At 58.7% G+C, this 24,573-nt stretch carries 14 protein-coding genes; 8 read left to right on the top strand and 6 right to left on the bottom strand.

Annotated elements, in window-relative coordinates:
- Positions 1 to 86: 86 nt before the first annotated feature.
- Positions 87 to 4,037, bottom strand: a complete 3,951-nt coding sequence (gene putA / locus AB4N91_RS24565; RefSeq protein ID WP_460111847.1) for a trifunctional transcriptional regulator/proline dehydrogenase/L-glutamate gamma-semialdehyde dehydrogenase — start codon at positions 4,035 to 4,037, stop codon at positions 87 to 89.
- A 462-nt stretch (positions 4,038 to 4,499) separates the two neighbouring features.
- Here putA and putP point away from each other — a divergent pair, with 462 nt between their 5' ends.
- The 7 genes from putP (at position 4,500) to AB4N91_RS24530 (ending at position 15,607) form a co-directional block, all read left to right on the top strand.
- The gene (gene putP / locus AB4N91_RS24560; RefSeq protein WP_010464334.1) at positions 4,500 to 5,984 is read left to right on the top strand and encodes a sodium/proline symporter PutP; all 1,485 of its coding nucleotides are present in this window, start codon (positions 4,500 to 4,502) and stop codon (positions 5,982 to 5,984) included.
- A 360-nt stretch (positions 5,985 to 6,344) separates the two neighbouring features.
- On the top strand, positions 6,345 to 8,363 hold the full coding sequence (locus tag AB4N91_RS24555) for a type VI secretion system Vgr family protein (protein WP_460111846.1): 2,019 nt from the start codon (positions 6,345 to 6,347) through the stop codon (positions 8,361 to 8,363).
- A complete protein-coding gene (locus tag AB4N91_RS24550; RefSeq protein WP_102593641.1) occupies positions 8,353 to 9,090 on the top strand; it encodes a DUF4123 domain-containing protein in 738 nt (245 codons plus the stop codon). The genes AB4N91_RS24555 and AB4N91_RS24550 overlap by 11 nt, the downstream gene beginning before the upstream one ends.
- Positions 9,090 to 13,847, top strand: coding sequence for an RHS repeat-associated core domain-containing protein (locus AB4N91_RS24545; protein WP_460111845.1), 4,758 nt, complete (start codon positions 9,090 to 9,092; stop codon positions 13,845 to 13,847). Before AB4N91_RS24550 ends, AB4N91_RS24545 begins: the two co-directional genes overlap by 1 nt.
- Before the next feature lie 8 nt (positions 13,848 to 13,855).
- Positions 13,856 to 14,266: a hypothetical protein gene (locus AB4N91_RS24540; RefSeq protein WP_460111844.1), complete on the top strand. Its 411-nt coding sequence runs from the start codon at positions 13,856 to 13,858 to the stop codon at positions 14,264 to 14,266.
- A 359-nt stretch (positions 14,267 to 14,625) separates the two neighbouring features.
- Positions 14,626 to 14,949 carry a hypothetical protein gene (locus tag AB4N91_RS24535; protein ID WP_288114427.1) on the top strand — a complete coding sequence of 108 codons (324 nt, stop codon included), beginning with the start codon at positions 14,626 to 14,628 and terminating at the stop codon, positions 14,947 to 14,949.
- Between the two features lie 160 nt (positions 14,950 to 15,109).
- A complete protein-coding gene (locus AB4N91_RS24530) occupies positions 15,110 to 15,607 on the top strand; it encodes a hypothetical protein (RefSeq protein WP_460111843.1) in 498 nt (165 codons plus the stop codon).
- On the opposite strand, the gene AB4N91_RS24525 is transcribed toward AB4N91_RS24530, so the two are convergent.
- Positions 15,594 to 16,040 carry a hypothetical protein gene (locus tag AB4N91_RS24525; RefSeq protein ID WP_460111842.1) on the bottom strand — a complete coding sequence of 149 codons (447 nt, stop codon included), beginning with the start codon at positions 16,038 to 16,040 and terminating at the stop codon, positions 15,594 to 15,596. The genes AB4N91_RS24530 and AB4N91_RS24525 overlap by 14 nt on opposite strands.
- A gap of 171 nt (positions 16,041 to 16,211) precedes the next feature.
- Here AB4N91_RS24525 and AB4N91_RS24520 point away from each other — a divergent pair, with 171 nt between their 5' ends.
- The gene (locus AB4N91_RS24520; protein WP_460111841.1) at positions 16,212 to 17,051 is read left to right on the top strand and encodes a 23S rRNA (adenine(2030)-N(6))-methyltransferase RlmJ; all 840 of its coding nucleotides are present in this window, start codon (positions 16,212 to 16,214) and stop codon (positions 17,049 to 17,051) included.
- Between the two features lie 149 nt (positions 17,052 to 17,200).
- On the opposite strand, the gene msrA is transcribed toward AB4N91_RS24520, so the two are convergent.
- The 4 genes from msrA to aceF all read right to left on the bottom strand — a co-directional run bounded on the left by msrA (position 17,201) and on the right by aceF (position 24,573).
- The gene (gene msrA, locus AB4N91_RS24515; protein WP_077747678.1) at positions 17,201 to 17,848 is read right to left on the bottom strand and encodes a peptide-methionine (S)-S-oxide reductase MsrA; all 648 of its coding nucleotides are present in this window, start codon (positions 17,846 to 17,848) and stop codon (positions 17,201 to 17,203) included.
- A gap of 208 nt (positions 17,849 to 18,056) precedes the next feature.
- Positions 18,057 to 20,750 carry a sensor domain-containing phosphodiesterase gene (locus tag AB4N91_RS24510; protein ID WP_083375203.1) on the bottom strand — a complete coding sequence of 898 codons (2,694 nt, stop codon included), beginning with the start codon at positions 20,748 to 20,750 and terminating at the stop codon, positions 18,057 to 18,059.
- A 193-nt stretch (positions 20,751 to 20,943) separates the two neighbouring features.
- Positions 20,944 to 22,338, bottom strand: a complete 1,395-nt coding sequence (locus AB4N91_RS24505) for an alkaline phosphatase D family protein (RefSeq protein ID WP_460111840.1) — start codon at positions 22,336 to 22,338, stop codon at positions 20,944 to 20,946.
- A 270-nt stretch (positions 22,339 to 22,608) separates the two neighbouring features.
- Entirely contained in the window at positions 22,609 to 24,573 is a 1,965-nt protein-coding gene (aceF, locus tag AB4N91_RS24500) for a dihydrolipoyllysine-residue acetyltransferase (protein ID WP_460111839.1), read from the bottom strand.

The raw sequence follows: 24,573 nt of genomic DNA, 5'->3' as shown, positions 1-24,573 counted from the left end.
ATGACAGAGCGCTATCGCGAGCAGGCTCACTCCTACAGGATTTTGCATACCGGGCAGCCATTGCGGTTGCCCGGTTTTGTTGCGGTTTAGCCGATGGTCATCAAGCTGGCGTTACCACCCGCCGCAGCGGTGTTGACGCTCAACGCCCGCTCAATCACCAGGCGCTCCAGCGCAATGCTGGTCTCGCCCTGCGACAGACCATGAACCCCGACAATCGCCCCGGCACGCTTGGCCACTTGCTGGCACACCGCACGCAGCTGGTCGGAATGGCCATGATGCAGAACCGCATCAAACACCACTTCGTCCTTGCTCCAGTCGGAAACAAGCTTGATTCGCGCCTGAACTTCCTTCGGCAGACGTGCGAACACCGCCTTGGTCAATTCAGCTTCCGGCCACACCGCCGAACCGCCGACAGCCAATACCGCCGCCAGCTGCGTCAGCAGATCGCCTTCAACTTCCGCCAGGCACAGCACGTGTTCGCGCGGCAGGATGGCGTAGCTGTTGCGCTCGCCAGTCGGGCCAGCGAGGACACGGGTGATGCCGCTTTGCGACTGCGCCGCGAACTGCACACACAGCGTGCTCAGGTCTGCAAACGTGTTGCTGTCGGCCCACGCCTTCAGGGCGGTCAGTGGTTTGCTCATGGCATCACGCAAACGGACATCCGGTGCTGCGATGGCGTCGCCGCGAGCGAAGGATTGTTCGATGGCATCGGTAGGACGCGTCGACAGCAAACGGTACAGGTACAGCGGACCACCGGCCTTCGGGCCGGTGCCCGACAAGCCTTCGCCGCCGAACGGTTGCACGCCAACTACGGCACCCACGATGTTGCGGTTTACGTAGACGTTACCGGCGTTGACGTTGTCGATCACCTTGGCGATGGTCTCGTCGATCCGGGTGTGCACACCCAGCGTCAGGCCATAGCCGGAAGCGTTGATCTGACCAATCAGTTGATCGATGTCTTTGCGCTTGTAGCGAACCACGTGCAGCACCGGACCGAAGATCTCACGTTGCAGCTCATCGAAGCTTTCCAGTTCGATCAGCGTTGGCATCACGAAGGTGCCGCGTTTTACTTCCTCGCTGTTGGCGATGGCCACCTGATACACGTTGCGACCTTTGTCGCGCATGGCCTGGATGTGCTTCTCGATGCCGGCCTTGGCTTCGGCGTCGATCACCGGGCCAATGTCCACGGACAGGCGCTCAGGGTTGCCCAGACGGCATTCAGCCATGGCGCCCTTGAGCATTTCGATCACACGGTCAGCGGAATCTTCCTGCAGGCACAGCACGCGCAGGGCCGAGCAACGTTGACCGGCGCTGTCGAAAGCCGACGACACCACATCGATCACCACCTGTTCGGTCAGTGCCGAAGAGTCGACGATCATCGCGTTCTGGCCACCGGTTTCGGCGATCAGCGGAATCGGACGACCCTGTGCATCCAGGCGACCGGCGACATTGCGTTGCAGCAAACGAGCGACTTCGGTGGAGCCGGTGAACATCACGCCTTTGACCCGATCGTCGCCGACCAGACGGGCGCCGACGGTTTCGCCACGGCCCGGCAGCAGTTGCAGCACACCTTCCGGAATCCCGGCTTCGAGCAGCAAGCGCACGGCTTGAGCCGCTACCAGCGGGGTTTGTTCCGCAGGCTTGGCCAATACCGGGTTGCCTGCGGCCAGTGCAGCAGCTACCTGGCCACTGAAGATTGCCAGCGGGAAGTTCCACGGGCTGATGCAGACCACCGGACCCAATGGGCGGTGGGCGTCGTTGGTGAAATTGTTACGCGCCTGCACCGCGTAATAACGCAGGAAGTCCACGGCTTCACGCACTTCGGCGATGGCGTTGGCGAAGGTCTTGCCTGCTTCGCGAGCCAGCAGGCCCATCAGCGGCTGGATCTCGCCTTCCATCAAATCGGCGGCACGTTCCAGAATCGCAGCGCGTTCGGCGGGCGGAGTGGCCTGCCAGATCGGTGCAGCGTTCAGGGCGCACTGGATCGCGTTGTCGACGTCTTCGACGGTTGCTTCCTGTACGTGGCCGACGACGTCACGCAGATCCGACGGGTTCAGCACCGGAGCCGGGGTTTCAGTGCTGGACGCGCAACCGAGCATCGGCGCGGCTTTCCAGTGATTGTGAGCGGTGGCCAGCAAAGCACAGGACAGCGAAGCCAGACGATGTTCGTTGGCCATGTCGATGCCGCTGGAGTTGGCGCGCTCGGCACCATAAAGATCACGCGGCAGCGGGATACGCGGGTGCGGCAGGCCGAAGCCGCCTTCCAGCGTCGCCATCTGCTCGATGCTGGCCACTGGATCGGCCACCAGCTCCTGAATCGAAATGGATTGGTCGGCGATGCGGTTGACGAACGAAGTGTTCGCGCCGTTTTCCAGCAGACGACGCACCAGATACGCCAACAGCGTTTCGTGAGTACCGACCGGGGCGTACACGCGGCACGGACGATTCAACTTGCCTTCGGAAACTTTGCCTACAACCTGTTCGTACAGCGGTTCACCCATGCCGTGCAGGCACTGGAACTCGTACTGACCCGGGTAATAGTTCTGACCGGCAATGTGGTAAATGGCCGACAGGGTGTGGGCGTTGTGCGTGGCGAACTGCGGGTAGATGACTTCCGGCACCGACAGCAGCTTGCGTGCGCAAGCGATGTAGGAAACGTCGGTGTACACCTTGCGGGTGTAGACCGGATAGCCTTCCAGGCCCTCGACCTGGGCGCGCTTGATTTCGCTGTCCCAGTACGCGCCTTTTACCAGGCGGATCATCAGGCGATGACGGCTGCGACGAGCCAGGTCGATCACGTAGTCGATCACATACGGGCAACGCTTCTGATAAGCCTGGATCACGAAACCGATGCCGTTCCAGCCGGTCAGTTGTGGCTCGAAGCACAGGCGCTCCAGCAGATCCAGCGACAGTTCGAGGCGGTCGGCTTCTTCGGCGTCGATGTTCAGGCCGATGTCGTATTGCTTGGCCAGCAGGGTCAGCGACAGCAGGCGCGGGTACAGCTCGTCCATCACGCGCTCGTACTGCGCACGGCTGTAACGCGGGTGCAGTGCCGAGAGCTTGATGGAAATGCCGGGACCTTCATAAATCCCACGACCGTGGGAGGCTTTGCCGATCGAGTGGATGGCTTGTTCGTACGAGGCCAGGTATTTCTGGGCATCGTGCTCGGTGAGAGCGGCTTCACCCAGCATGTCGTAGGAATAGCGGAAACCCTTGGCTTCGAACTTGCTCGCATTGGCCAGGGCTTCGGCGATGGTTTCGCCGGTCACGAACTGCTCGCCCATCAGGCGCATGGCCATGTCGACGCCCTTGCGGATCATCGGCTCGCCGCTCTTGCCGATGATGCGGCTCAAGGAGGAAGTCAGGCCCGCTTCATTGTGGGTGGCGACCAGTTTGCCGGTCAGCAACAAGCCCCAGGTCGCGGCGTTGACGAACAGCGACGGGCTGTTGCCCAAGTGCGGGTGCCAGTTGCCGGTGCTGATCTTGTCGCGGATCAGCGCGTCACGGGTGCCTTTGTCCGGGATGCGCAGCAGCGCTTCGGCGAGGCACATCAGCGCGACGCCTTCCTGGGACGACAGGGAAAATTCCTGCAACAGACCCTGAACAATTCCGGCACGGCCGCCGGCGCTCTTCTGATTGCGCAGTTTTTCGGCGATCGAGGAGGCGAGCTTGTTAGTGGCTTCGGCCATCGCCGCCGGCAGACGCGCCTGCTCGATCAGCATCGGCACCACTTCAGGTTCCGGGCGACGGTAAGCGGCAGTGATCGAGGCGCGCAACACCGATTGCGGCAGGATGCTTTCGGCAAATTCGAGGAAGCACTGATGGGCGTGATCCAGAGGCGCATCGACGGCTTCGTCGGAATCCTTGGTCAAACCGCTCAGCTCGGTCAGGGTTGCACCACCCTCGAGTTTTTCCAGGTAATTGAAAATTGCCTGCTTGATCAGCCAGTGCGGCGTGCGATCAATCGAGGTCGCGGCCGCCTTGAGGCGCTCGCGGGTCGGGTCGTCAAGTTTGACCCCAAGGGTGGTGGTAGCCATATTTTTATCCTCATGTTTGCCACGACCGCGTGGCATCAGCTGGCCGCAAGATTAGCTGGGCAACCTTTGAGGTGCAACCGGGTGCAACCCTTTTTTTGTCGGAATAATAAGCAGCTCGTCAGGAAATAAATTCCGGAACGAACGTACCGCGCTGACTTGGTGCTTTTCATTCTAGTAAACCGTCAGGACTGCCCTAAAAGGGAGCAAAAACAGGGGTTTTTCAGGTAAATCCGACTAGGTGCAACTTATTCTCGAAAAATGGGTTGCACCTTATTTGCTTTGTTGAATAGCATTCGCGGCCAAGGTGCAACCGGTCATAAAAGACTGGTGTACCGGCTGATGGCTTTCCTGGGGAAACATCAGTCATAAATGCGCGGGACCTGAAATCGTCTGTCAAACGTCGTCGTTTGCGCGCGGTTCACCAGCCGCCGCTACATAAAAACAAAGCCAGGGCGAAACTTAATGAGCGTTAGCAATCCAACACTGATCACGTTCGTGATCTATATCGCAGCAATGGTGCTGATCGGCTTCATGGCCTATCGCTCCACCAACAACCTTTCTGACTACATTCTGGGCGGTCGCAGCCTGGGCAGCGTCGTGACGGCATTGTCTGCCGGTGCTTCCGACATGAGCGGCTGGTTGTTGATGGGCCTGCCGGGCGCCATCTACATGTCCGGTCTGTCCGAAAGCTGGATCGCCATCGGCCTGATCATCGGTGCTTACCTGAACTGGCTGTTCGTCGCCGGCCGTCTGCGCGTGCAGACTGAGCACAACGGCGATGCACTGACCCTGCCGGATTACTTCTCCAGCCGTTTCGAAGACAAAAGCGGCCTGCTGCGGATCATCTCCGCCGTCGTGATCCTGGTGTTCTTCACCATCTACTGCGCTTCCGGCATTGTGGCTGGCGCCCGTCTGTTCGAAAGCACCTTCGGCATGTCCTACGAGACCGCGCTGTGGGCCGGTGCTGCTGCGACGATTGCCTACACCTTCGTCGGCGGTTTCCTGGCCGTGAGCTGGACGGACACCGTACAAGCCACGCTGATGATCTTCGCCCTGTTGTTGACCCCGATCATCGTGCTGCTGGCCACCGGCGGCGTCGACACCACGTTCCTGGCCATCGAAGCGCAGGATCCAAGCAACTTCGACATGCTGAAAAACACCACCTTCATCGGTATCATCTCGCTGATGGGCTGGGGCCTGGGCTACTTCGGCCAGCCGCACATCCTCGCGCGTTTCATGGCGGCGGATTCGGTCAAGTCGATCGCCAAGGCACGTCGCATTTCCATGGCCTGGATGATCCTGTGCCTGGGCGGCACCGTCGCTGTAGGTTTCTTCGGTATCGCTTACTTCTCGGCACACCCCGAGCTGGCCGGCCCTGTGACCGAAAACCCAGAGCGCGTGTTCATCGAACTGGCGAAAATCCTGTTCAACCCATGGGTTGCCGGTGTCCTGCTGTCGGCCATTCTGGCTGCGGTCATGAGCACCTTGAGCTGCCAACTGTTGGTGTGCTCGAGCGCCCTGACCGAAGACTTCTACAAAACCTTCCTGCGTAAAACCGCTTCCCAGGTTGAATTGGTCTGGGTCGGCCGCGCCATGGTGCTGCTGGTTGCCCTGATCGCCATCGCGTTGGCCGCTAACCCGGAAAACCGCGTATTGGGTCTGGTCAGCTACGCCTGGGCCGGTTTCGGTGCTGCGTTCGGTCCGGTGGTCCTGATCTCCGTGATCTGGAAAGACATGACCCGCAACGGCGCACTGGCCGGCATCCTGGTCGGCGCGATCACCGTGATCGTCTGGAAGCACTTCGAACTGCTGGGCCTGTACGAAATCATCCCGGGCTTCATCTTCGCCAGCCTGGCCATCTACATCGTCAGCAAGCTGGGCGCGCCAACTCAGGGCATGCTTCAGCGTTTCGCCGCTGCCGAGGCTGATTTCCGCCTGAACAAGTGATAGGGATGAGCTAAGGCTCTGAGCTTTCGCCGAACATGAAAACGGCCCGCTTCCTTTTGGAGGCGGGCCGTTTTTTTGTCTGCGGGAAAAGATTGGGTGTTTTTTATGGCCCTTTCGCGGGCAAGCCTCGCTCCTACAGGGTTGGCGATTCGCCACAAAACTGTAGGAGCGAGGCTTGCCCGCGAAGAGGTCATCAGATGCAACACACTACTTTGCAGAGAATGTCTGTAGCCAAACATCCCAATTCTTGAAGGACAAATCCCTAAAAAAGTAGGGCAAATCTGATTTTCCTGTCCCTTCCTCAACACCCCTTGTCGCTCATGCAGAATCGCCCGCCCTCATTCTGCAGAGACACATCGGATGTTCGCTCCTGCCAATCAACCGCGTTTCACGTTGACGATCGACGGCGTCCAGATTGAGCTCAAGGTGCTTGAGTTCACAGGCACGGAAGCCATCAGCCAACCCTACCGCTTCGATCTGGAGCTGGTCAGCGACCGGCCAGACATCGAGCTCGAAAACCTGCTGCATCGTCAGGCGTTTCTGAGTTTCGATGCACAAGGTTCTGGCGTACACGGTCAGATCTTTCGCGTCGGTCAAAGCGATTCCGGGAAACGTCTGACGGGCTATCAAATCAGTCTCGTACCGCGACTGGCCTACCTCGGTCAGCGCATCAACCAGCGGATTTTCCAGCACCAAAGCGTGCCAGCGATCATCGCGCAGGTCCTCAAGGACCATGGCATCCAGCGCGATGCCTTCGAGTTCCGTATCGGCAGCGACTACTCACCGCGCGAATACTGCGTGCAATACGCCGAAAGCGACCTCGCGTTTATCCAGCGCCTGTGTGCCGAAATCGGCATTCATTACCACTTCCAGCACAGCCCCGACGGACATCTGCTGGTGTTTGGCGATGATCAGACGGTATTCCCGCGCCTGCCTGAGCCGACGCTGTACTTGCCGGGCAGTGGCATGACGGCAGACGCGCCGGCCATCAAGCGTTTCAACGTGCGTCTGGAGACCCGCACCACGGCGGTCACCCGTCGCGATTACGACTTCCAGAAACCGCGTCTCTCCCTGGAAAACCGGGTCGACAGCGAACAGCGTCCGGTGCTGGAGGATTACCACTTTCCCGGCCAATTCACTGACCGCGAGCAAGGCAAACAGCTGACACAGCGAGCGCTGGAACGGCACAACGCAGACTTCCGTCAGGCCGAAGGTCGTGGCGACGATTCTGCCTTGGTCAGCGGACATTTCCTGCACCTCGCCGAGCACCCGCGTCAGGCGTGGAACGACCTGTGGCTGATCACTGAAATCGAACACCGTGGCCGACAGCCGCAAGTGCTGGAGGAGTCGGCCACCAGTGATGACCCGGATGATTTCCAGGGTTATCGCAATACCTTTCTGGCGACGCCGTGGGATGTTTCGTTTCGTCCACCACTGGGGCCGGAAAAACCACGGATGCTCGGCTACCAACCTGCCGTGGTCACCGGTCCTGTCGACAGCGAAATCCATTGCGATGAGTTCGGCCGGGTAAAGGTCCAGCTCGCTTGGGACCGCGACGGTCAGCTCAATGAGCATTCCAGTTGCTGGTTGCGGGTCGCCACGGGCTGGGCCCACGACCATTACGGCAGCGTGCTGATCCCACGAGTGGGCATGGAAGTGCTGGTGGGTTTCATCGACGCCGATGCCGACAAACCGCTGGTGATGGGGTGCCTGCCCAACGCCGCAACACCGGTGCCGCTGGATTTGCCCGCCGAGAAGACCCGCAGCATTTTCCGCAGCCAAAGTAGTCCGGGCGGCGGCGGTTACAACGAATTGCGCATCGAGGATCGCAAAGGCGCCGAGGAAATCTACCTGCGCGCCCAGCGAAACTGGACCCAGCACGTGTTGAATGATCAGCAGGTGCAGGTCGATAACCAGCGCAGCATCGTCGTCACGGGGACCGCTCGCCATGAGCTGAAGGCTGACGAGCAACGCATCACCCACGGCCAGCGCCAGGCCGAAGTGAAGCTCGACGATCACTTGCTGGTGATGGGCGACCGGCACATCCGCGTGTCCAGTCAGGCGCTCAACGCCAGTCAGCAATTTCACGTCAGCGCCGGTCAGCAAGTGGTGATCGACGGCGGTGCCAGCGCGACGATTCAGGCGGGCGGGCAGTGGATCAACATCGGTCCTGGCGGGATTTTCAGCAGCGTTCCGATTCAGGTCGGGGGCGCGTTGATGCCGTCTATGGCCGCTACTCCCGTGTCGCCAAATACGCCGTTGAAACTCGTCGCCGCCCCGGCCGCCCTGCTGAGCGCCGCACAGATCATGAGCCTGCAAAGCGACGCGCCGTTCTGCGAAGAATGCGAGCGCTGCAAGGACGGTGTCTGTGCCGCCTGATCGCATGTCACCCCACGCCTGGCTGGAACGCCAACCGCTCAAACCCGGACAGCAGTTGTTCGCGATTTTCGGCAACGCCAGTGCGTCGCAGCCGATGAAAGCCTGGCAGCTCTCGACCCCGGCCCAAGCACCGAGCCCGATCTGGGCCGACACCACCTATGCCGAGTGGGAACCGGTGATGCCCTATGTAGGAATCGTTCCCGCAAGCAGTGAGTTTCTGCAGTGGGTCGCCACGACAGAGTCCCGTGATTGGGGTTGGCTGGCGGTTTCTTCTGCGTCTCAGGAAGCGCTGGTCGAACATCTGCGCAGCCTTACACAAGTGCTTTTACCCAACGGCAGGGCGGTGTTTTTTCGGTTCTGGGATGGGCGCTATTTGCTGCCGATTCTTCAGTCTGCCGACGTTAACCCAACGCAGTTAATGCCTGTGCTTGACCGCTGTTTGATCAATGGGCAGCCGCTCGATATCGGCGGTAGCGCATTGAAAGTCTCCAGGGTTTTTCCATGGTGGGAAGTGTCCGAATCGCTGCTCGACGACCTCGCCGCCGAGTCCGCGACAACCCGGATCAACAACTTGATGAAGTGGTTGAGCGAAGACCGTCCTGATCTTTTTGAGGCGTTTTCGGCGCGTGTATTGCGGCACAAGGTCGCGACCTTTCTGAAGACGCCGGACCTGCCTCAAGCACCGAAACAAGCCTTGGCGGATTACCTGATGGCGGAGCGGAACTGATGGACCAGATTGTGCGGATCGAGCAGGAGCTCGACGGTTTTAAAGACACGTTGGTTGTGTATCGAGAGCAGCTCGGCAGTTTCTTGAGTCGGAATGCGGACAAGATCAGCCGGTCGATGGACATGCCTTCGCTGATGGGTATGGAGCGGCTGATAAAGCTTGGCGATTCGACGACAGCGGTGAGCAGTCGCGACGATGATTTTCTCTCGGGTTTGGCACAGTGTCCTGCGAACGGAATTCTGGAGATCGAGAGCAAGTTTGAATCGGTTTATGACATCCCGCTGGGGAATATTCAGGTCGATGTGATCGCCATGGACGGGGGGGAGAGCACCGCGGTCCCGCTCGACGAAAATGGCAAGGGACAGTTCGAAGGCACGCCTGGCAAGTTCTATCGCGTTCATGTCCAGAGTGACGTTTCATCGGATCAAATCGAAGACCTGTTCTCCTCTTACGATGGCCTGACCCAAGAGCTGGACAGTTGGCTGCGCAACGAGTGGGAAGGGTTCAAGCCGCAATGGTCGCAGTCGACATTTGCGGCCGCCGGTAATGGAATACTCGCGGGAAGTTGGGCGGCGATTACCGGTGTCTGGGACAGCATCAGCCTGCTCTCGGACATTCTCCAGGATCCCCGAAAGTTCGTTGGCCGCTTGGGCGATGGGGCCGACAAGCTTGCCGAACTGGCAGAGAAACTCCCGGCAACAATGGAAAAGGTCCAGCTGCTGTTCAGCGATGAAGCGGCCCTTTGTCTGTTGCTGCGCACGGCAAGCCTCTGGCTGGAGATGCTGCCCCCCAGTGAAATCGCCGGCAAAACTGCCGAAGCGCTTTCAGCCGTGGTGGTGCAACTGCTCATCGATATTCTTATCGGGCTTGTTCTGACTTTTGCGGGCGCAGGCGCAGGCGTTGCCTATTTGGGGATGCGCCTTGCCAACTACGGCGCCCGAATCGTCGACGCTGTTGTGGGCTTCGTCAAAGCCATCTTCAACATCATTAACAGCTTCATTACCTACGTTGACCGCTACAAAAAAGTGGCCGCACGCGGTGTAGCGGCAGGCCTGAAAAAAGGCCGCATGCAACTGCGCTGGGACGCCAAACGCAACACCACACTCAAACAAGACGAACACCACGACAACGTCCCGGATCAGGCGAAAAACCCCAACGGCGACAGTGCCGATTCCGTCGATAAAACCGCCACCAACAAATGCCCGGTGTCGATGGTTACCGGCGAAGAACTGCTGACCCTCATCGATGGTTTGCTGGACGGCATTCTGCCGTTCGACTTTGTCCGGCTCTATCGCACCAGTGCTGCCGAAATCGACTGCGGTCTCGGATTTGGCTGGAGCCACTCGCTCTCCCATCGACTGGAGATCGACGGCGACACCGTCATCTGGATCGACCACGAGAACCGTCGCACCACGTTCCCGCTGCCGTCCGCTGAACGCCCGGCGATTCATAACAGCCTGTCGCGCGCCGCGATTTACGTTGGCAATGAACCCGAAGAATTGATCCTCGCCGTCGCCGGCGACGAGTCACGTTTCTACCATTTTCGTAATGGTTTACTTACAGCGATCAGCGACGGATACGACAACCGCCTGCGCATAACCCGCGATCGTCAGGGCCGCATTCGGCGCCTCGACAACGGTGCGGGCCGCGCCTTGTTGTTGCGTTATGAATGCAGTCACTTGGTCGCCGTCGATTATCAGGTTTTCGCCCCGGCCCAAACCCTGGACGAAGCCTGGCAGACCGAGCAAACACTGGTCGGTTACCGCTACGACGAACGCGGTCGACTCATTGAGGCCACCAATGCCGCCGGCGAAAGCGAGCGATACGACTACGACGATCAGCACGTCATTCTCCAGCGGCAATTGGCCGGTGGGGCGAGTTTTTTCTGGGAGTGGGAAAGGTCCGGCAAGGCCGCCCGATGCATCCGCCACTGGGCGTCGTTTGCGCAGATGGACGCGCGCTATACCTGGGATGACCAGGGCAGCGTCACCGTTCACAACATCGACGGCAGCGAAGAGGTTTACGTCCACGACGACCGGGCGCGGCTGGTGCGCAAGGTCGAACTGGATGGCGGTGAACACCTCAAGGCCTACGACGACCAGGGTCGGCTGATTGCCGAGCAGGACCCGCTCGGCGCGGTCACCGAATACCGCTACGACGAAGTCGGACGCTTGGTGGCGCTGATTCCGCCAGAAGATGAGCCAACGGCCTACGAGTATCGCAACGGTTTCCTGCACGCACGCTATCGCGGCAAAGCGGTGTGGAAGTATCAGCGCAATGCGCAGGGGGATGTCACCGAAGCGACCGATCCCGATGGCCATGTCACCCACTATCACTACGACGAAAAAGGTCAGCTGCTGTCGATCCGCTACCCGGACAACAGTCGGCATGTGTTCGTCCGGAATGGCTTGGGGCAACTGGTCGAAGAGACGCTGCCGGACGGTGGCGTACGGCGGTTTTCCTACGATGCGCTGGGGCGGCAGATTACCCGTCAAGACGAACATGGCGCGGTCACCCAGTCGCAATGGGACGCCATTGGCCGATTGATCCAGACGATTCTTCCTACCGGTGCCAGTCGCGCCTACAGCTACAACGCCTACGGAAAAATCACTGCCGAACGCGATGAACTCGGCCGCATCACGCGCTACGAATACCTCGACGACCTGCACCTGGTCAGCCGCCGGCTCAATGCCGACGGCACCCAGCTGAAGTATCGCTACGACAACGCGCAGCTGTTGCTCACGGAAATCGAAAACGAATCCGGCGAAAAATATCAGTTGGCCTACACCCCCGGCGGATTGATCCGACAGGAAACCGGCTTCGACGGCCGACGCACGGCGTATGCCTACGACCTCAACGGCCATCTGCTGGAGAAAACCGAGTTTGGCGACGATGGTTCGCAGCTCGTCACCGCCTATGAACGAGACTCGGCAGGGCGGTTGCTGGTCAAAACGCTGCCCGACGGCGTCAAGGTCGAATACCGCTACGACAGCCTCGGCCGACTGATTGGCGTCGATGACGGGTACGACCATCCGCTGGAGTTCGAGTACGACCAACAGGATCGTCTGATCACCGAGCATCAGGGTTGGGGCACGCTGCGTTATGGCTACGACGCCTGCGGCCAACTCAACCGCCTGCGTCTGCCGGACGGCAGCAAACTCGATTACCACCATGCCAAGGGCGGCGCGCTCACCGCCATCGACCTCAACGGCGCGCGGCTGACCAGCCACCAATTTGCGTTTGGTCGCGAGCAGCAACGTCAGCAAGGCCAACTGCTCAGCGAATATGCCTACGACGATCAAGGCCGCTTGAAGGCCCACGCTGTCAGCCAACAGCAACAACCGCTCTATCGCCGCGACTATGCCTACAGCGCCAATGGCAATCTCGACAGCATCGCCGACACCCATCACGGCCAACGCAACTACCAATACGACCCGCTCAACCGCCTGACCCGCGTGCGCCACAGCCGCGACGACCCGGCGGAAAGCTTCGCCCACGACCCTGCCGGCAACCTGTTGATGCAGGACCGGCCCGGTTTGGTGGCCGTTAAAGGCAATCGCCTGCTGATGCAGGGCGACCGCCATTACGACTACGACGCCTTCGGCAACCTGGTTCGTGAACGTCGCGGCACCGCGCAAAAACTCGTCACCGAATACCGCTACGACTGCCAGCACCGATTGGTCGGCGTCACCACCCCGGACGGTCGCACCGCCAGTTACCGCTACGACGCCTTCGGCCGCCGCATCGCCAAAACCGTCGACGGCAAAACCACCGAGTTCTTCTGGCAAGGCGACAACCTCATCGCCGAAAGCAGCCGCGAACACTACCGCAGCTACGTCTACGAACCCGGCAGCTTCCGCCCGCTGGCCATGCTCGACGGCAAGGGCCCGCGAAAGGCCTGCCCGTTCTACTACCAACTCGACCACCTCGGTACACCGCAGGAACTGACCGATTTTGGAGGCGAGATTGTCTGGTCGGCGAAATACAACGCCTACGGCAAAGTCACTCGCCAGACGTTCGGCGGGGGCGAGCAACTTGAACAGCCGTTGCGGTTTCAGGGGCAGTACTTTGATGCGGAGAGCGGTCTGCACTACAACCGGCATCGGTACTATGATCCGGAGGTTGGACGGTATCTGACGCCGGACCCGATCAAGTTGGCGGGTGGGCTGAATCAGTACCAGTACACGCCGAACCCGACGGGGTGGGTTGATCCGTTGGGGTTGAGCGGGAACTGTCCGCAGTCGGGTAAGGCTGGGTGTGAGGCGCCGGGTGATACGACTGGCGTCAAGGTTGATGAAGGTGAACCGGCGCTGCCGAAGCCTAAGCTGAGTGCTGAGGAGCTCGCCAAGAAAGAAATTAATAGATTAAACGATAGCCAGGGCATGCATATGGTTGGGAAGCATGGTCCGGAGGTCCCAGAACCAGCACTGAAACAGCGAGCAATTGATGGTACGAATCCAATAACTGGCAAAAGACCATGGCATAAACGAGGCAACCCAAGCTCCAGATTTAACAGTTACGAGCTAATGCTTGAGGCTTACATTCTTGCGACAACGAGGACGGAGAGAGGTCTTCCGCGATTTACAGGGAAAGACGGTGACGACAACAACATTGTCAGAATGAGACTTCCGGGTGCTGGAGGAGGGTACATGCCAAATTCTAAGTCAAAAGAAAACCCGAAGTTTATTGGTTTGGATGGCTTTGAAATGAAATTCGGCGACACTGATGTGCCGTTTACATTGTTTCCAATTAAGTAGAGAAAAATATGCTTATTGATCCTGGAACTGAGCAGCCATACATTCCAACGCCTTCATATTTTTTAGGGTGTTTCGATATCTATGACCGTGAAGAGACGCTTGGGGAGGAGTTGGAGAGGTTCGATCCGAATGACCCTGCTGACAGGGAAGAGCTAATACTCAAGTACTGCCTGACTAGAAGACGGTCATACCGGCACCGTTTTCTACTTTATGAATGTCTGGAGGAGGCCCTTCAGGACAAAAATTATGATTTTAAATCACTGTTGAAATATGACCCCGAAGCATATTCGTCATTTCCTTGTGGCTGGGATGAGATGGAGAATACCAGAGCTTTTTTCGAAGATATTTTTCGATTGGCAGCTGTAGAGTGGAAAGAAGATCTTCAAAAAGCGGGTCTTGAAGACCAATCCACTTGGTAGAAGAAGGGTATCTCTGAAGCGGAAGCGAAATTTCTGGGCAAGGTCGTCGGAAGTTTCCTTCAAGCTGCGGCGGTTTCCATGAACTGGTGCGAAATGTTTTCCATGGATAGTCTCTGGTGGTCACTGAAAATTCAGTGATGGGGTGTAGGAACCCTTCAAGACCAGAGAGAACGCTTTGGCGTCGACACCTGAATTGCGGCCGTCAACATGCGTCCGTAACATCAGTTGCGGCGGCTGTGCGCGGGCACGCTTCGGTGTGGTCGAGTTCTCTGGTCTCGATATTCCTACCCCGCGTATAGCTGCCACCCAAGCCTGTAGGAGGGCCGATGGTAGCTTCCCTTCTTGCCAGAGGTTTAAAAATGACAAATCTTCACCCCGATCCACCCTACGAAAAACCATCTCCTCCACCCAAAAGCCGTTTCATGGCACTGACCAGCAACTGCGACGACATGCCCACCTTGTTCGTCGATACCCTCGCACCACTCGACGTTTTATACGACGCGGCCAGCTATCGAATCCGCGCCGTCACCCAAGTAATGGAAAACCTGTCGATGCGTGGTTCGATCGAATGTCAGTCTTTCATCCTTAGTGACTTTGCATTGCTCTGCGCCATTCCGTTGCGGGATGGGTGTGATGTGCTGGATGTGCTGGGGCGGCGGTTGAAAGCGCGGCCTTCGGAGTAGCGCCGGACGCTTTCCCTGATGAAAGATCGTTCCCACGCTCTGCGTGGGAATGCAGCCCGTGACGCTCTGCGTCACATCGGTGTCAGGTCCGAAATCGGCAGTGTGGCTGGAACGCAGAACGGCGCGTTAAAAGTCGTTTCCTGAGAACAAGAGGGCAGGTATGTCGGGTCAACAGCTAACACGGGAATTAATCGAAGAGTGGGCCTATAGCGATATCGTCATCGATGCCTATGAAAGTGGCGATGATGGCGATGCGGCACGCTTTGAAATCGCAGTCTTTGAGTTTTTCGGGGTCAAAGGTCTGCTGGATTTTGCCGCTGATCCTGCCTGTCTGGCACGGCTATATTTTGTAGGTTTGCTAGCAAAGACGTTTCTTTGGATGTTCAGAAATAACGCGGGTCTACCTTTTCATTTTTCTCGTTTTCTTGGAATTATGTCGAGAGAAGACTATCGGCGTATGAACGAGGAGCGGGAGGAGAAGATTTATGAAATCTGTCTTGTCCTGGACAGTATGCGATCCATCAAGGATCCCGCGATTCAGTCGCTTTATAAGCAGATACTTGATTTCAGGCATGACCAAGTCAGCAGTAGCTCTGAGTTTTATTATCAGTGTTTGAGAAATCTGGATCTCAGTCTGTTCAGCACTAATTTGACCTGAATGATGGGTTTTCAGAAGCTTGTTCGGTAATGAATTGATCCTGGGTCTTGATAAAGGCGTCAAACGCCAGCGAGTTATAAACGCTCAAGCATCCATGCATTACCAGCTTTTTGTCCGTGTATTTGCTGACAGATGAGGTGTTGTCATAAGCGTTAAATACGTAGATCCGGGTATTCATGTAAGGGTCATGTGTGACCTTCAAGGTGTCTTCATCCTGAACCACGGTATGCATGCCGTTACCCATGAACGAGTAAGCACCCGCCGATCGCGCGATGTCTGTTTCTAACTCGGACTTCTCTTTAAAGTGCTTGAGAATGCAATGGCTAAGTCCGTAATTTTTTAAGGATTGGCGTGCCTCTGCTATGTGCGTCTCGTCAGCAAAAACGTGGCTTGCCGACAGTAAACAAACAAACGCCGAACATAGAATTCGCATCGGTTTTTTGACTCCCTGTCATTGATTGGGGTGAGTGTGTCGCTCGGTGGGCCAGGAGTATGTGCCGGTCGCGCACGCCCTCGCCAGCGGGTTTTCGTCTGGCCGCCCGGCTGCCACCCCTGACGTTCGCCGCCGTACAAGGTAAACTTCCCGGCCTTCGCAGGAGCAATCATGAATTATCGTCACGCCTTCCATGCCGGCAATCACGCCGATGTGTTCAAACACCTGACTCTGACCCGCATCATCGCCCTGATGTCGCGCAAGGAGCAGCCGTTTGCCTATCTCGACACTCACGCCGGCATTGGTCTGTATGACCTGCAGGGTGATCAGGCGAGCCGTACCGGTGAGTACCTGGAAGGTATTGCGCGTCTGTGGGATCAGCCGGATCTGCCAGCGCTGACCGCCGACTACATGAAAGTGCTGCACGACATGAACCCGGATAGCCAATTGCGCTATTACCCGGGGTCGCCGGAGCTGGCGCGGCGTCTGACGCGGTCGCAGGATCGGGTGATGCTCAACGAGAAGCACCCCGAAGATGGTTTGCTGCTCAAGGACAACATGGCCGGTGATCGTCGGGTGAAGGTACATCTGGGCGAAGGCTGGCATGTGCCGCGGGCGATGTTGCCGGTGCAGGAGAAGCGGGCGGTGATGTTGATTGATCCGCCGTTCGAGCAGCTCGATGAGATGCAGCGTTGCGCGGCGTCGCTGAAAGAGGCGATTGGCCGGATGCGGCAGACGGTGGCAGCGATCTGGTACCCGGTGAAGGATCAGCGCATGTTGCGACGTTTTTATCAGGATCTGGCGGGCACGGGCGCACCAAAGTTGTTGCGTGTGGAGTTGCTGGTGCATCCGCTGGATACGCCGAACAGTTTGAATGGCTCTGGATTGGCGATTGCGAATCCGCCGTGGGGCCTGGAAGAGGAATTGCGTGAGTTGCTGCCGTGGTTGTCCAAGACGCTTGGGCAGACCCAGGGCGGGTGGCAGATGGATTGGTTGATTGCTGAGAGTTGATGGCTGATCAGATGGATTGATGGCGTCTGATCGGACGCCTTCGCGGGCAAGCCTTGCTCCTACAGGGATCGATATCTGAGCACAATTTTGTGATCGACATAATCCCGTAGGAGCGAGGCTTGCCCGCGAAGCTTTTCAGGGCCCGAGAGTTAGATCGGGCAGGTAACGCCCGTACCACCAATCCCGCAATACCCTTCAGGGTTCTTCGCCAGGTACTGCTGGTGATACGCCTCGGCGAAGTAGAACGTCGGCGCTTCATCGATTTCAGTGGTGATTTCGCCTTTCCCGGCCTTGGTCAACTCAGCCTGGAACACGTCCTTGCTGTGTTTGGCGGCGGCCAGTTGCGTCGGGTTGGTCGCATAGATCACCGAGCGGTACTGAGTGCCGATGTCGTTGCCCTGACGCATGCCTTGCGTCGGGTTGTGCAATTCCCAGAACATTTTCAGCAGTTCTTCGTAGCTGACTTTGGCCGGTTCGTAGACCACCAGCACCACTTCGCTGTGGCCGGTCAGGCCCGAACAAACTTCTTCATAGGTCGGGTTCGGGGTAAAACCGCCGGCATAACCCACCGCCGTGCTGACCACGCCTTCACGTTGCCAGAACTTGCGTTCCGCGCCCCAGAAGCAGCCCAGGCCGAAGATTGCGAAATCCACGTCCATCGCGAACGGACCCAGCAGTGGGGCGTCGTGGACGAAGTGTTTTTCCGGCACGGTCATCGGGGTTTCACGGCCGGGCAGAGCTTGTTCTTTGGTAGGGAGCACGTTTTTGTTCACCAGGATTTCCGAGCGCAAGACCATCATCAGTCCCCTCAGTCAGGTTGAATTTAAATTGTCAGACACGCAGTTTGCCCAATGCCGGCCGGTTACGCACTACCCCTATGCGAGCGTGCCTGCTTGCGATAGCGGCGGGACATTAAACATTGATGGCGACTGACACACCGCTATCGCGAGCAGGCACGCTCCCACCGGGGATTACGGTGTTCCACAGGGATTTTGCGGTGTGCTGTCAGACGAGCGGCCCGCGTGGGTAGCGCTTGAGCTTTTCGATCAGCTCGGCGCCGGGGATGGGGCGGTCGAACAGGTAGCCCTGGCCGACATCGCAGCGGTGGCGACGCAAGAACGCAAGCTGCTCGGCCGTCTCGATCCCTTCCGCCACGACCTTGAGTTTCAGGTTGTGGGCCATGGCGATCACCGCGGAGGTGATTTCCATGTCGTCCTGGTTGTCCGGGATTTCGTGGATGAAGCTTCGGTCGATCTTGATGATGTCGATCGGGAATTTTTTCAGGTAACTGAGCGACGAGTAACCGGTGCCGAAATCGTCCATGGCCAGGGTCAGGCCCAGGCGCTTGAGTTGATCGAGCTGCAAGTGGGTGTCTTCGGTGGCTTCCAGCAGCAGGCCTTCGGTCAGTTCCAGCTCCAGCAGGTTCCCCGGCAGCGCTTCTTCCTTGAGGATGTTGGCGATGGACGCCACCAGGTCCGGGTCGGAGAACTGCTTGGGCGACAAGTTGATCGCCACTTGAAGGTTGCCCAGGCCAGCGGCGGTCAGGTCTTTGCTCATGCGGCAGGCCTGGCGGGCGATCCATTTGCCGATCGGGATGATCAGGCCGGTTTCTTCGGCAACGCTGATGAACTGGTCCGGGCGGATCATGCCCTTTTCCGGATGGTTCCAGCGCAGCAGCGCTTCCATGCCCAGCAGGCGACCGCTGCGCAGGCACAGTTTGGGCTGATAGAACACGTCCAGCTCATTCTGGGTCAGGGCGCGGCGCAGGTTGTTTTCCACGAACAGCTTGTAGCTGGCCTCGGCGTTCAGTGCTTCGGTGAACACCTGGACCTGATGTTTGCCATTGGCCTTGGCCTTGTGCAGCGCCAGGCCGGCGTTGCGCATTAATGTCTGTGGATCGCGACCGTGCAACGGCGCGCAGGCCAGGCCCACGGAGCCGGTGACGCTGATCAACTGGTTGTCGACGAACATCGGCTTGTCGAGGGTCGCCAGCAATTGGTTGGCGACGTGCTGGCCCATTGCGAGGTCTGTGTTGTCCAGCAGCACGGCGAATTCGTTACTGGCGAATCGCGCCAGGCTGCCGCTCGGGCTCAGGCTGTTGCGCAGGCGCCGGGCCAGGCTGATCAGCAGTTTGTCGCCGGTCTGGTGGCCGAGGCTGTCGTTGATGCGCTTGAAGTTGTCGATGTCCACCAGGAGCAGGCTGATCGGCGTATCGCTGTCCCGGGCGAAGCGTTCGTCGAGGTTGCGGATGAACGCCGGGCGGTTGCCGAGGTTGGTCAGATTGTCGGTGTAGGCCAGGCGCTCGATGCGCTGCTGGGCGAGCTTGGTCTGGGTGATGTCTTCGTAGATGCCGATGTAGTGCGTCAGCTCTCGGTTGTCGCCATAGACCTTGGAAATCGACAACTGGCCCCAGTAGGGTTCGAGGTTTTTACGGCGGCTTTTGAACTCGCCCTGCCAGCTGTTGCTCTTGGCCAGCGCCGAGGGCGCGTCGAACAGCAGTTCGCTGAGGTTCTCCAACGCAGGCAGTTCCGATAGCCGCTGGCCGTGGACTTCCTCGGTGGTGTACTGGGTGATCGCCGTGAAGCTCGGGTTGACGTATTCCACCACGCCATCGCAATTGACCAGCAAAAAGGCGTTGGCGCTTTGCTCCACCGCACGCTGGAACAGGTGCAGGGCGCTGGTGGCGGTGCGGCGGTTGTGGTTGTTGATGACTTGGGCGAACTGATCCGCCAGCTCGCCGGCAAAGGCGATTTCATCCGACTGCCAGGCACGGGTCGCGCCAGTCTGTTCCAGGCACAGCACGCCGACCACTTGGCCGTCGACGCGGATACTGGCGTCGAGCATGGCGTTCACATCGCGCGGGCGCAGGTGTTCGGCCATTTCCCGGGTACGCGGATCGCGAATGGCGTTGTGCGCATCGATGGCGCGGCTGCCGTGCAAGGCGTCGAGGTAATCCGGGAAGCCGCTGACGTCGATCGGTTCCGGCAGCTGATATTCCCCGGAGGTGCGGTGATAGGCCGAGATCGGCACCAGCAGCGAGCCTTCGAGGTTCCACAGGCTGGCGCAGTCGATTTCATAGATGTCGCAAGCGCTGCGGGTAATCAGTTCGGCGGCTTCTTGCAGGGAATTGTTGGTGCTGTAGCGCTGGCGGGTCAGCAGCAGGATCAAGTCTTGCTGGGCGCGGACCCGATCCAGATGCTGCAGTTGTTCCAACTGGGCGCGTTGATTGAGTTCCAGGGCGATTTGCAGGCGCGAGTTCTGGGTTTCCAGGTCCAGCGACGGCAGCAGCGGTTCACCCTCGAACAAGCCGTCCACGACCATCAGGTAACCGCGCAGAAGGTGTCGATTGTGTTGTCGGTAGGCTTCGCCCAGTTCGAGCAGGCTCAAGGAGCCCTTGGCGGTGTGCAGGTTGTAGCGGATCAGGTAATGCGGGCTCTCTCTGAGTTGCTGCTGAATCGCGTCGTGCAGTTGATAGCGCGCTTCAGGCTCCATCAGGCTGGCATAAGGCGAGTCGACCAAGGCACAAAGCTCCACGGCCGGCAGACCAAATTGTCGTTCGCAATTGGGATCGAGAAACAGGAGTGCCCAGCTAGCTTCATTCAGCCGTTCGAAACGCAGCATGCCGAGCCGCGAGGGCACAGGCAATTGCGTCACTACCTCGGCCACCATACGGCTGGCGGCATCAGGTTGGCTTTTCATTGAGGGAAACTCGCTTCGAATGTGCTGATCGCGCCGGGCTCTCGCCCTCTTTACTGTTGCCTGCGGCAAGGTTGCATCATTGCGACACTGACTGACAAGAGACATGAAGGCCAAGTGCTATAAGAATATGTCGGCAGGGGCGAGGATTTCTCCAGCCAGGGCCGAAAACTAATGCATTTGGCCTTCATTTTCCTTAGTGCAGCGGGATGTTGATCGATTGCAGGCGCCGGCCGTTCCGGTCGTGGTAACTGACCTGAATCTGCTCCCGATCCACCACCAGATGAGCAAAGTTGTCTTCGCTGACCACCTTGCTGGTCAATTCATGTCGATAATCTCCCGCTGCGGTACGTGCCAGCGCCTGGTTCAGAATGAAGGTGGACTCGGAGGCATAGGGCAGCAATTTGCTGTTGCACAGCGGGGACGAGACGATGGTGTGCACGTCGAAGTCCGGATCCTCGCTGTGGGTCAGGCGACTGGTCAGTGAGCCGTGGACATCGCCGGAAACGAAGATGACGTTCTTGATGCGATGCGTGCGAATCGTCTCCAGCAACCGCAGGCGTTGTTCCGGGAAGGCTTTCCAGGCGTCATCGCCGTTGAGTTTGCGGTCGGGGTAGAACATCACGCTGGTGACCACGAACTTGACCCGGGCCGGGCTGTGGATCAGCCATTTGCACAGCGCCTGTTCCTGCTCATCGTCGAGGATGCGTCGATCATTGGGCGACAAGTTACGACGGGTTCGGCTGTCGGTGACAAACCATTCAATATCGCCTTCGGCGAACTGATACCAATACTGTTCCAACTTTCGGCTTACTTGACCGTTGGGTAATAAGTCATGCGCCGGACTGTGGCTGGCTTGGTATATCTCATAGGCTGCCATGGCGTTCTTATATAAATAGGCATCGGCCTTGCTTTCGTTGGTGGGCCAGTTGTCTTCTATTTCATGATCGTCGAGGATCATATAAGTCGAGGTGTTGGACATTAATCGGGCGATGTTCGGTTGGGAAAACGCCGCGCGATATTTGCTGAGTATTTCCTTGTATTCCCGGTCGGGAGCAATAACGTTCAGATCATCGACGTAAATTTGATCACCCGTCATTAACATCGCGCTGATGGGCGGCTCGGCCTGCTGCGCAAGTTCGGTGATCGAGGCAAAAATACGGTCGCCCAGATGAGGCGCCGAAGGGATGCCTGCGGTCATGCGCAGGTAGCGGCATGAGCCGACGATGTACGCCCTCGGTGTGTTGGCCTTGCTGGACAGGGTGCGAAAGCGATAAATCTCCCGTGGCCATTGCAGCGGCAGTTCCTGAACGGTCTCCACGGTGTGCACCGGGCTCATGGGGCTGAACCATCCGGCCTGGTATTCATAGTCGGTATCGGTGGCGAGGTTATTGAGTGCAATCACATCGGACATATCGCGCAAGATCGACAGTTTGGCAAAGACACCTTGCGACCAACGCTCTTCCCCCGCGCGCCGATAACGAATGCCGGCAAATACCAGCGAGTTGTCTTGACGTTCTCCGCGCAAAAAAATACGTACGTGGTTAGTTGTGGTGTGGCCAGTAATAGGGCCGACAGTTGGTTTAAACATGTTCGAATCCGTTCGAAATAACGTTAACTAAGCAAATGAGATTTTCAGTATTTAAAAGAAAATGCTGTCGAACTAAGCCTAGTTATTAAACGGCAAAAAATATCGAGCGAAAGCCGCCATGAGTTGTGGGCGATGTAAGCCACGACTGTAGGAAATTACTTTGTTCAAGGCAAAAAAAGCCCCGCCAAATTGGCGGGGTTGAGGTACGAGCGTGGCGCTCGGAAAACGTGGAACGCGACAGGCCCTCCGATGAAGGAGGGCCGGCCGGTGTTACAGCAGGATGGTACGGATGTCCGCCAGCAGGCTGCTCAGACGCTGGGTGAAGCGTGCAGCAGCAGCGCCGTTGATCACGCGGTGATCGTAGGACAGCGACAGTGGCAGCATCAGTTTCGGCTGGAAGGCTTTGCCGTCCCAGACTGGCTGGATGGTTGCCTTGGAAACACCGAGGATCGCCACTTCCGGCGCGTTGACGATCGGCGTGAAGCCGGTGCCGCCAATGTGGCCGAGGCTGGAAATGGTGAAGCAGGCGCCTTGCATGTCGTCAGCGGTGAGCTTTTTGTCGCGGGCTTTGGCGGCCAGCGCAGCGGCTTCGGCTGCCAGTTGCAACAGGCTCTTCTGGTCGACGTTCTTGATGACCGGTACCAGCAGGCCTTCAGGGGTGTCGACGGCGAAGCCGATGTTCACGTACTTCTTGCGGATGATCGCCTTGCCGCTTGGCGCCAGCGAGCTGTTGAAGTCCGGCAGTTCCTTGAGCAGGTGCGCGCACGACTTGAGCAGCAGCGGCAGGATGGTCAGCTTGACGCCGGCCTTCTCTGCGACGGCTTTCTGAGCGATGCGGAACGCTTCCAGGTCGGTGATATCAGCCGAATCGAACTGAGTCACGTGCGGGATGTTGAGCCAGCTGCGGTGCAGGCTCGACGCGCCGATTTGCATCAGGCGAGTCATCGGCACTTCTTCGGTTTCACCGAAGCGGCTGAAGTCCACGACCGGAATCGGCGGGATGCCCGCGCCGCCGGTTACGCCGGCAGCAGCGGCCGGTGCTTCCTTGGCCTTCTGCATCATCGCTTTGACGTAAACCTGCACGTCTTCTTTGAGGATGCGACCGTGCGGGCCACTGGCGCCGACGGCGCTCAGCTCGACGCCGAATTCACGGGCCAGTTGGCGTACAGCCGGGCCAGCGTGAACCTTGGCGCCCGGCTTGGCCGGTGCAGCCGCGGGTGCGGCAGGTGCCGGAGCAGCAGGTGCTGCGGCGGCCGGAGCAGGAGCGCTCGGTGCAGCAGCGGCTGGAGCCGGAGCAGCGGCCGGCGCAGCGCCTTTGACTTTCAGCTTCAGAATCAGGTCGCCAGTACCGACTTCGTCATCCAGCTTGATGGAAACGCTTTCCACCACGCCAGCGGCAGGCGATGGAATTTCCATGCTCGCCTTGTCGGATTCCAGTGTGATCAGCGACTGGTCGGCGGTGACGGTGTCGCCGGCCTTGACCAGTACTTCGATGATCTTGGCCTTGCCCGACGAACCGATGTCCGGGACATGAATGTCCTGGACGCTATCGGCAACCGGTGCGGCCGGGGCTGCAGCGGCTGGCGCCGGAGCAGCGGCAGCAGGCGCAGCAGCCTGGGCTGGCGCGGCAGCAGCAGGGGCCGCAGCACCCGCCACTTCCAGATCCAGAATCAGGTCACCCGTACCGACTTCGTCGTTGAGCTTGACGCTGATGGCCTTGACCACGCCAGCGGCAGGCGATGGGATTTCCATGCTGGCCTTGTCGGATTCCAGGGTGATCAGCGACTGATCAGCCTCGACGGTGTCGCCGACCTTGACCTGGATCTCGATGATCTGGGCCTTGCCCGCCGAACCGATATCCGGCACGTGCACTTGCTGAACCGAAGCGGCAGCAGGCGCGGCTGCTGGCGCTGGAGCAGCGGCGGCGGCAGGCGCAGCAGCCGGTTTCTCTTCAGCTTTCGCAGCCGGCGCAGCGGCAGCCGCAGGGGCCGCATCAGCGGCACCTTCGACTTCCAGCTCCAGCAGTTCGTCGCCTTCTTTCAGGCGATCGCCCAGCTTCACTTTCAAACTTTTGACGATGCCGGCCTTGGGAGCAGGGACTTCCATGCTCGCCTTGTCCGATTCCAGCGTCAGGATGCTCTGTTCGGCTTCGATACGGTCGCCGACCTTCACAAACAGTTCAATTACTTCACCTTCACCGCTGCCGATGTCAGGTACGCGAATGAGTTCGCTCAC

Source organism: Pseudomonas sp. H3_D04, assembly GCF_054669175.1.
Note: the sequence above shows the minus strand (reverse complement) of the source record. Positions and strands in the feature narration are given on the sequence as shown.

Coding starts and splice junctions, on each gene's coding strand:
- putA (WP_460111847.1), bottom strand. CDS start 4,037: ATGGCTACCACCACCCTTGGGGTCAAACTTGACGACCCGACCCGCGAG.
- putP (WP_010464334.1), top strand. CDS start 4,500: ATGAGCGTTAGCAATCCAACACTGATCACGTTCGTGATCTATATCGCA.
- AB4N91_RS24555 (WP_460111846.1), top strand. CDS start 6,345: ATGTTCGCTCCTGCCAATCAACCGCGTTTCACGTTGACGATCGACGGC.
- AB4N91_RS24545 (WP_460111845.1), top strand. CDS start 9,090: ATGGACCAGATTGTGCGGATCGAGCAGGAGCTCGACGGTTTTAAAGAC.
- AB4N91_RS24540 (WP_460111844.1), top strand. CDS start 13,856: ATGCTTATTGATCCTGGAACTGAGCAGCCATACATTCCAACGCCTTCA.
- AB4N91_RS24535 (WP_288114427.1), top strand. CDS start 14,626: ATGACAAATCTTCACCCCGATCCACCCTACGAAAAACCATCTCCTCCA.
- AB4N91_RS24530 (WP_460111843.1), top strand. CDS start 15,110: ATGTCGGGTCAACAGCTAACACGGGAATTAATCGAAGAGTGGGCCTAT.
- AB4N91_RS24525 (WP_460111842.1), bottom strand. CDS start 16,040: ATGCGAATTCTATGTTCGGCGTTTGTTTGTTTACTGTCGGCAAGCCAC.
- AB4N91_RS24520 (WP_460111841.1), top strand. CDS start 16,212: ATGAATTATCGTCACGCCTTCCATGCCGGCAATCACGCCGATGTGTTC.
- msrA (WP_077747678.1), bottom strand. CDS start 17,848: ATGGTCTTGCGCTCGGAAATCCTGGTGAACAAAAACGTGCTCCCTACC.
- AB4N91_RS24510 (WP_083375203.1), bottom strand. CDS start 20,750: ATGAAAAGCCAACCTGATGCCGCCAGCCGTATGGTGGCCGAGGTAGTG.
- AB4N91_RS24505 (WP_460111840.1), bottom strand. CDS start 22,338: ATGTTTAAACCAACTGTCGGCCCTATTACTGGCCACACCACAACTAAC.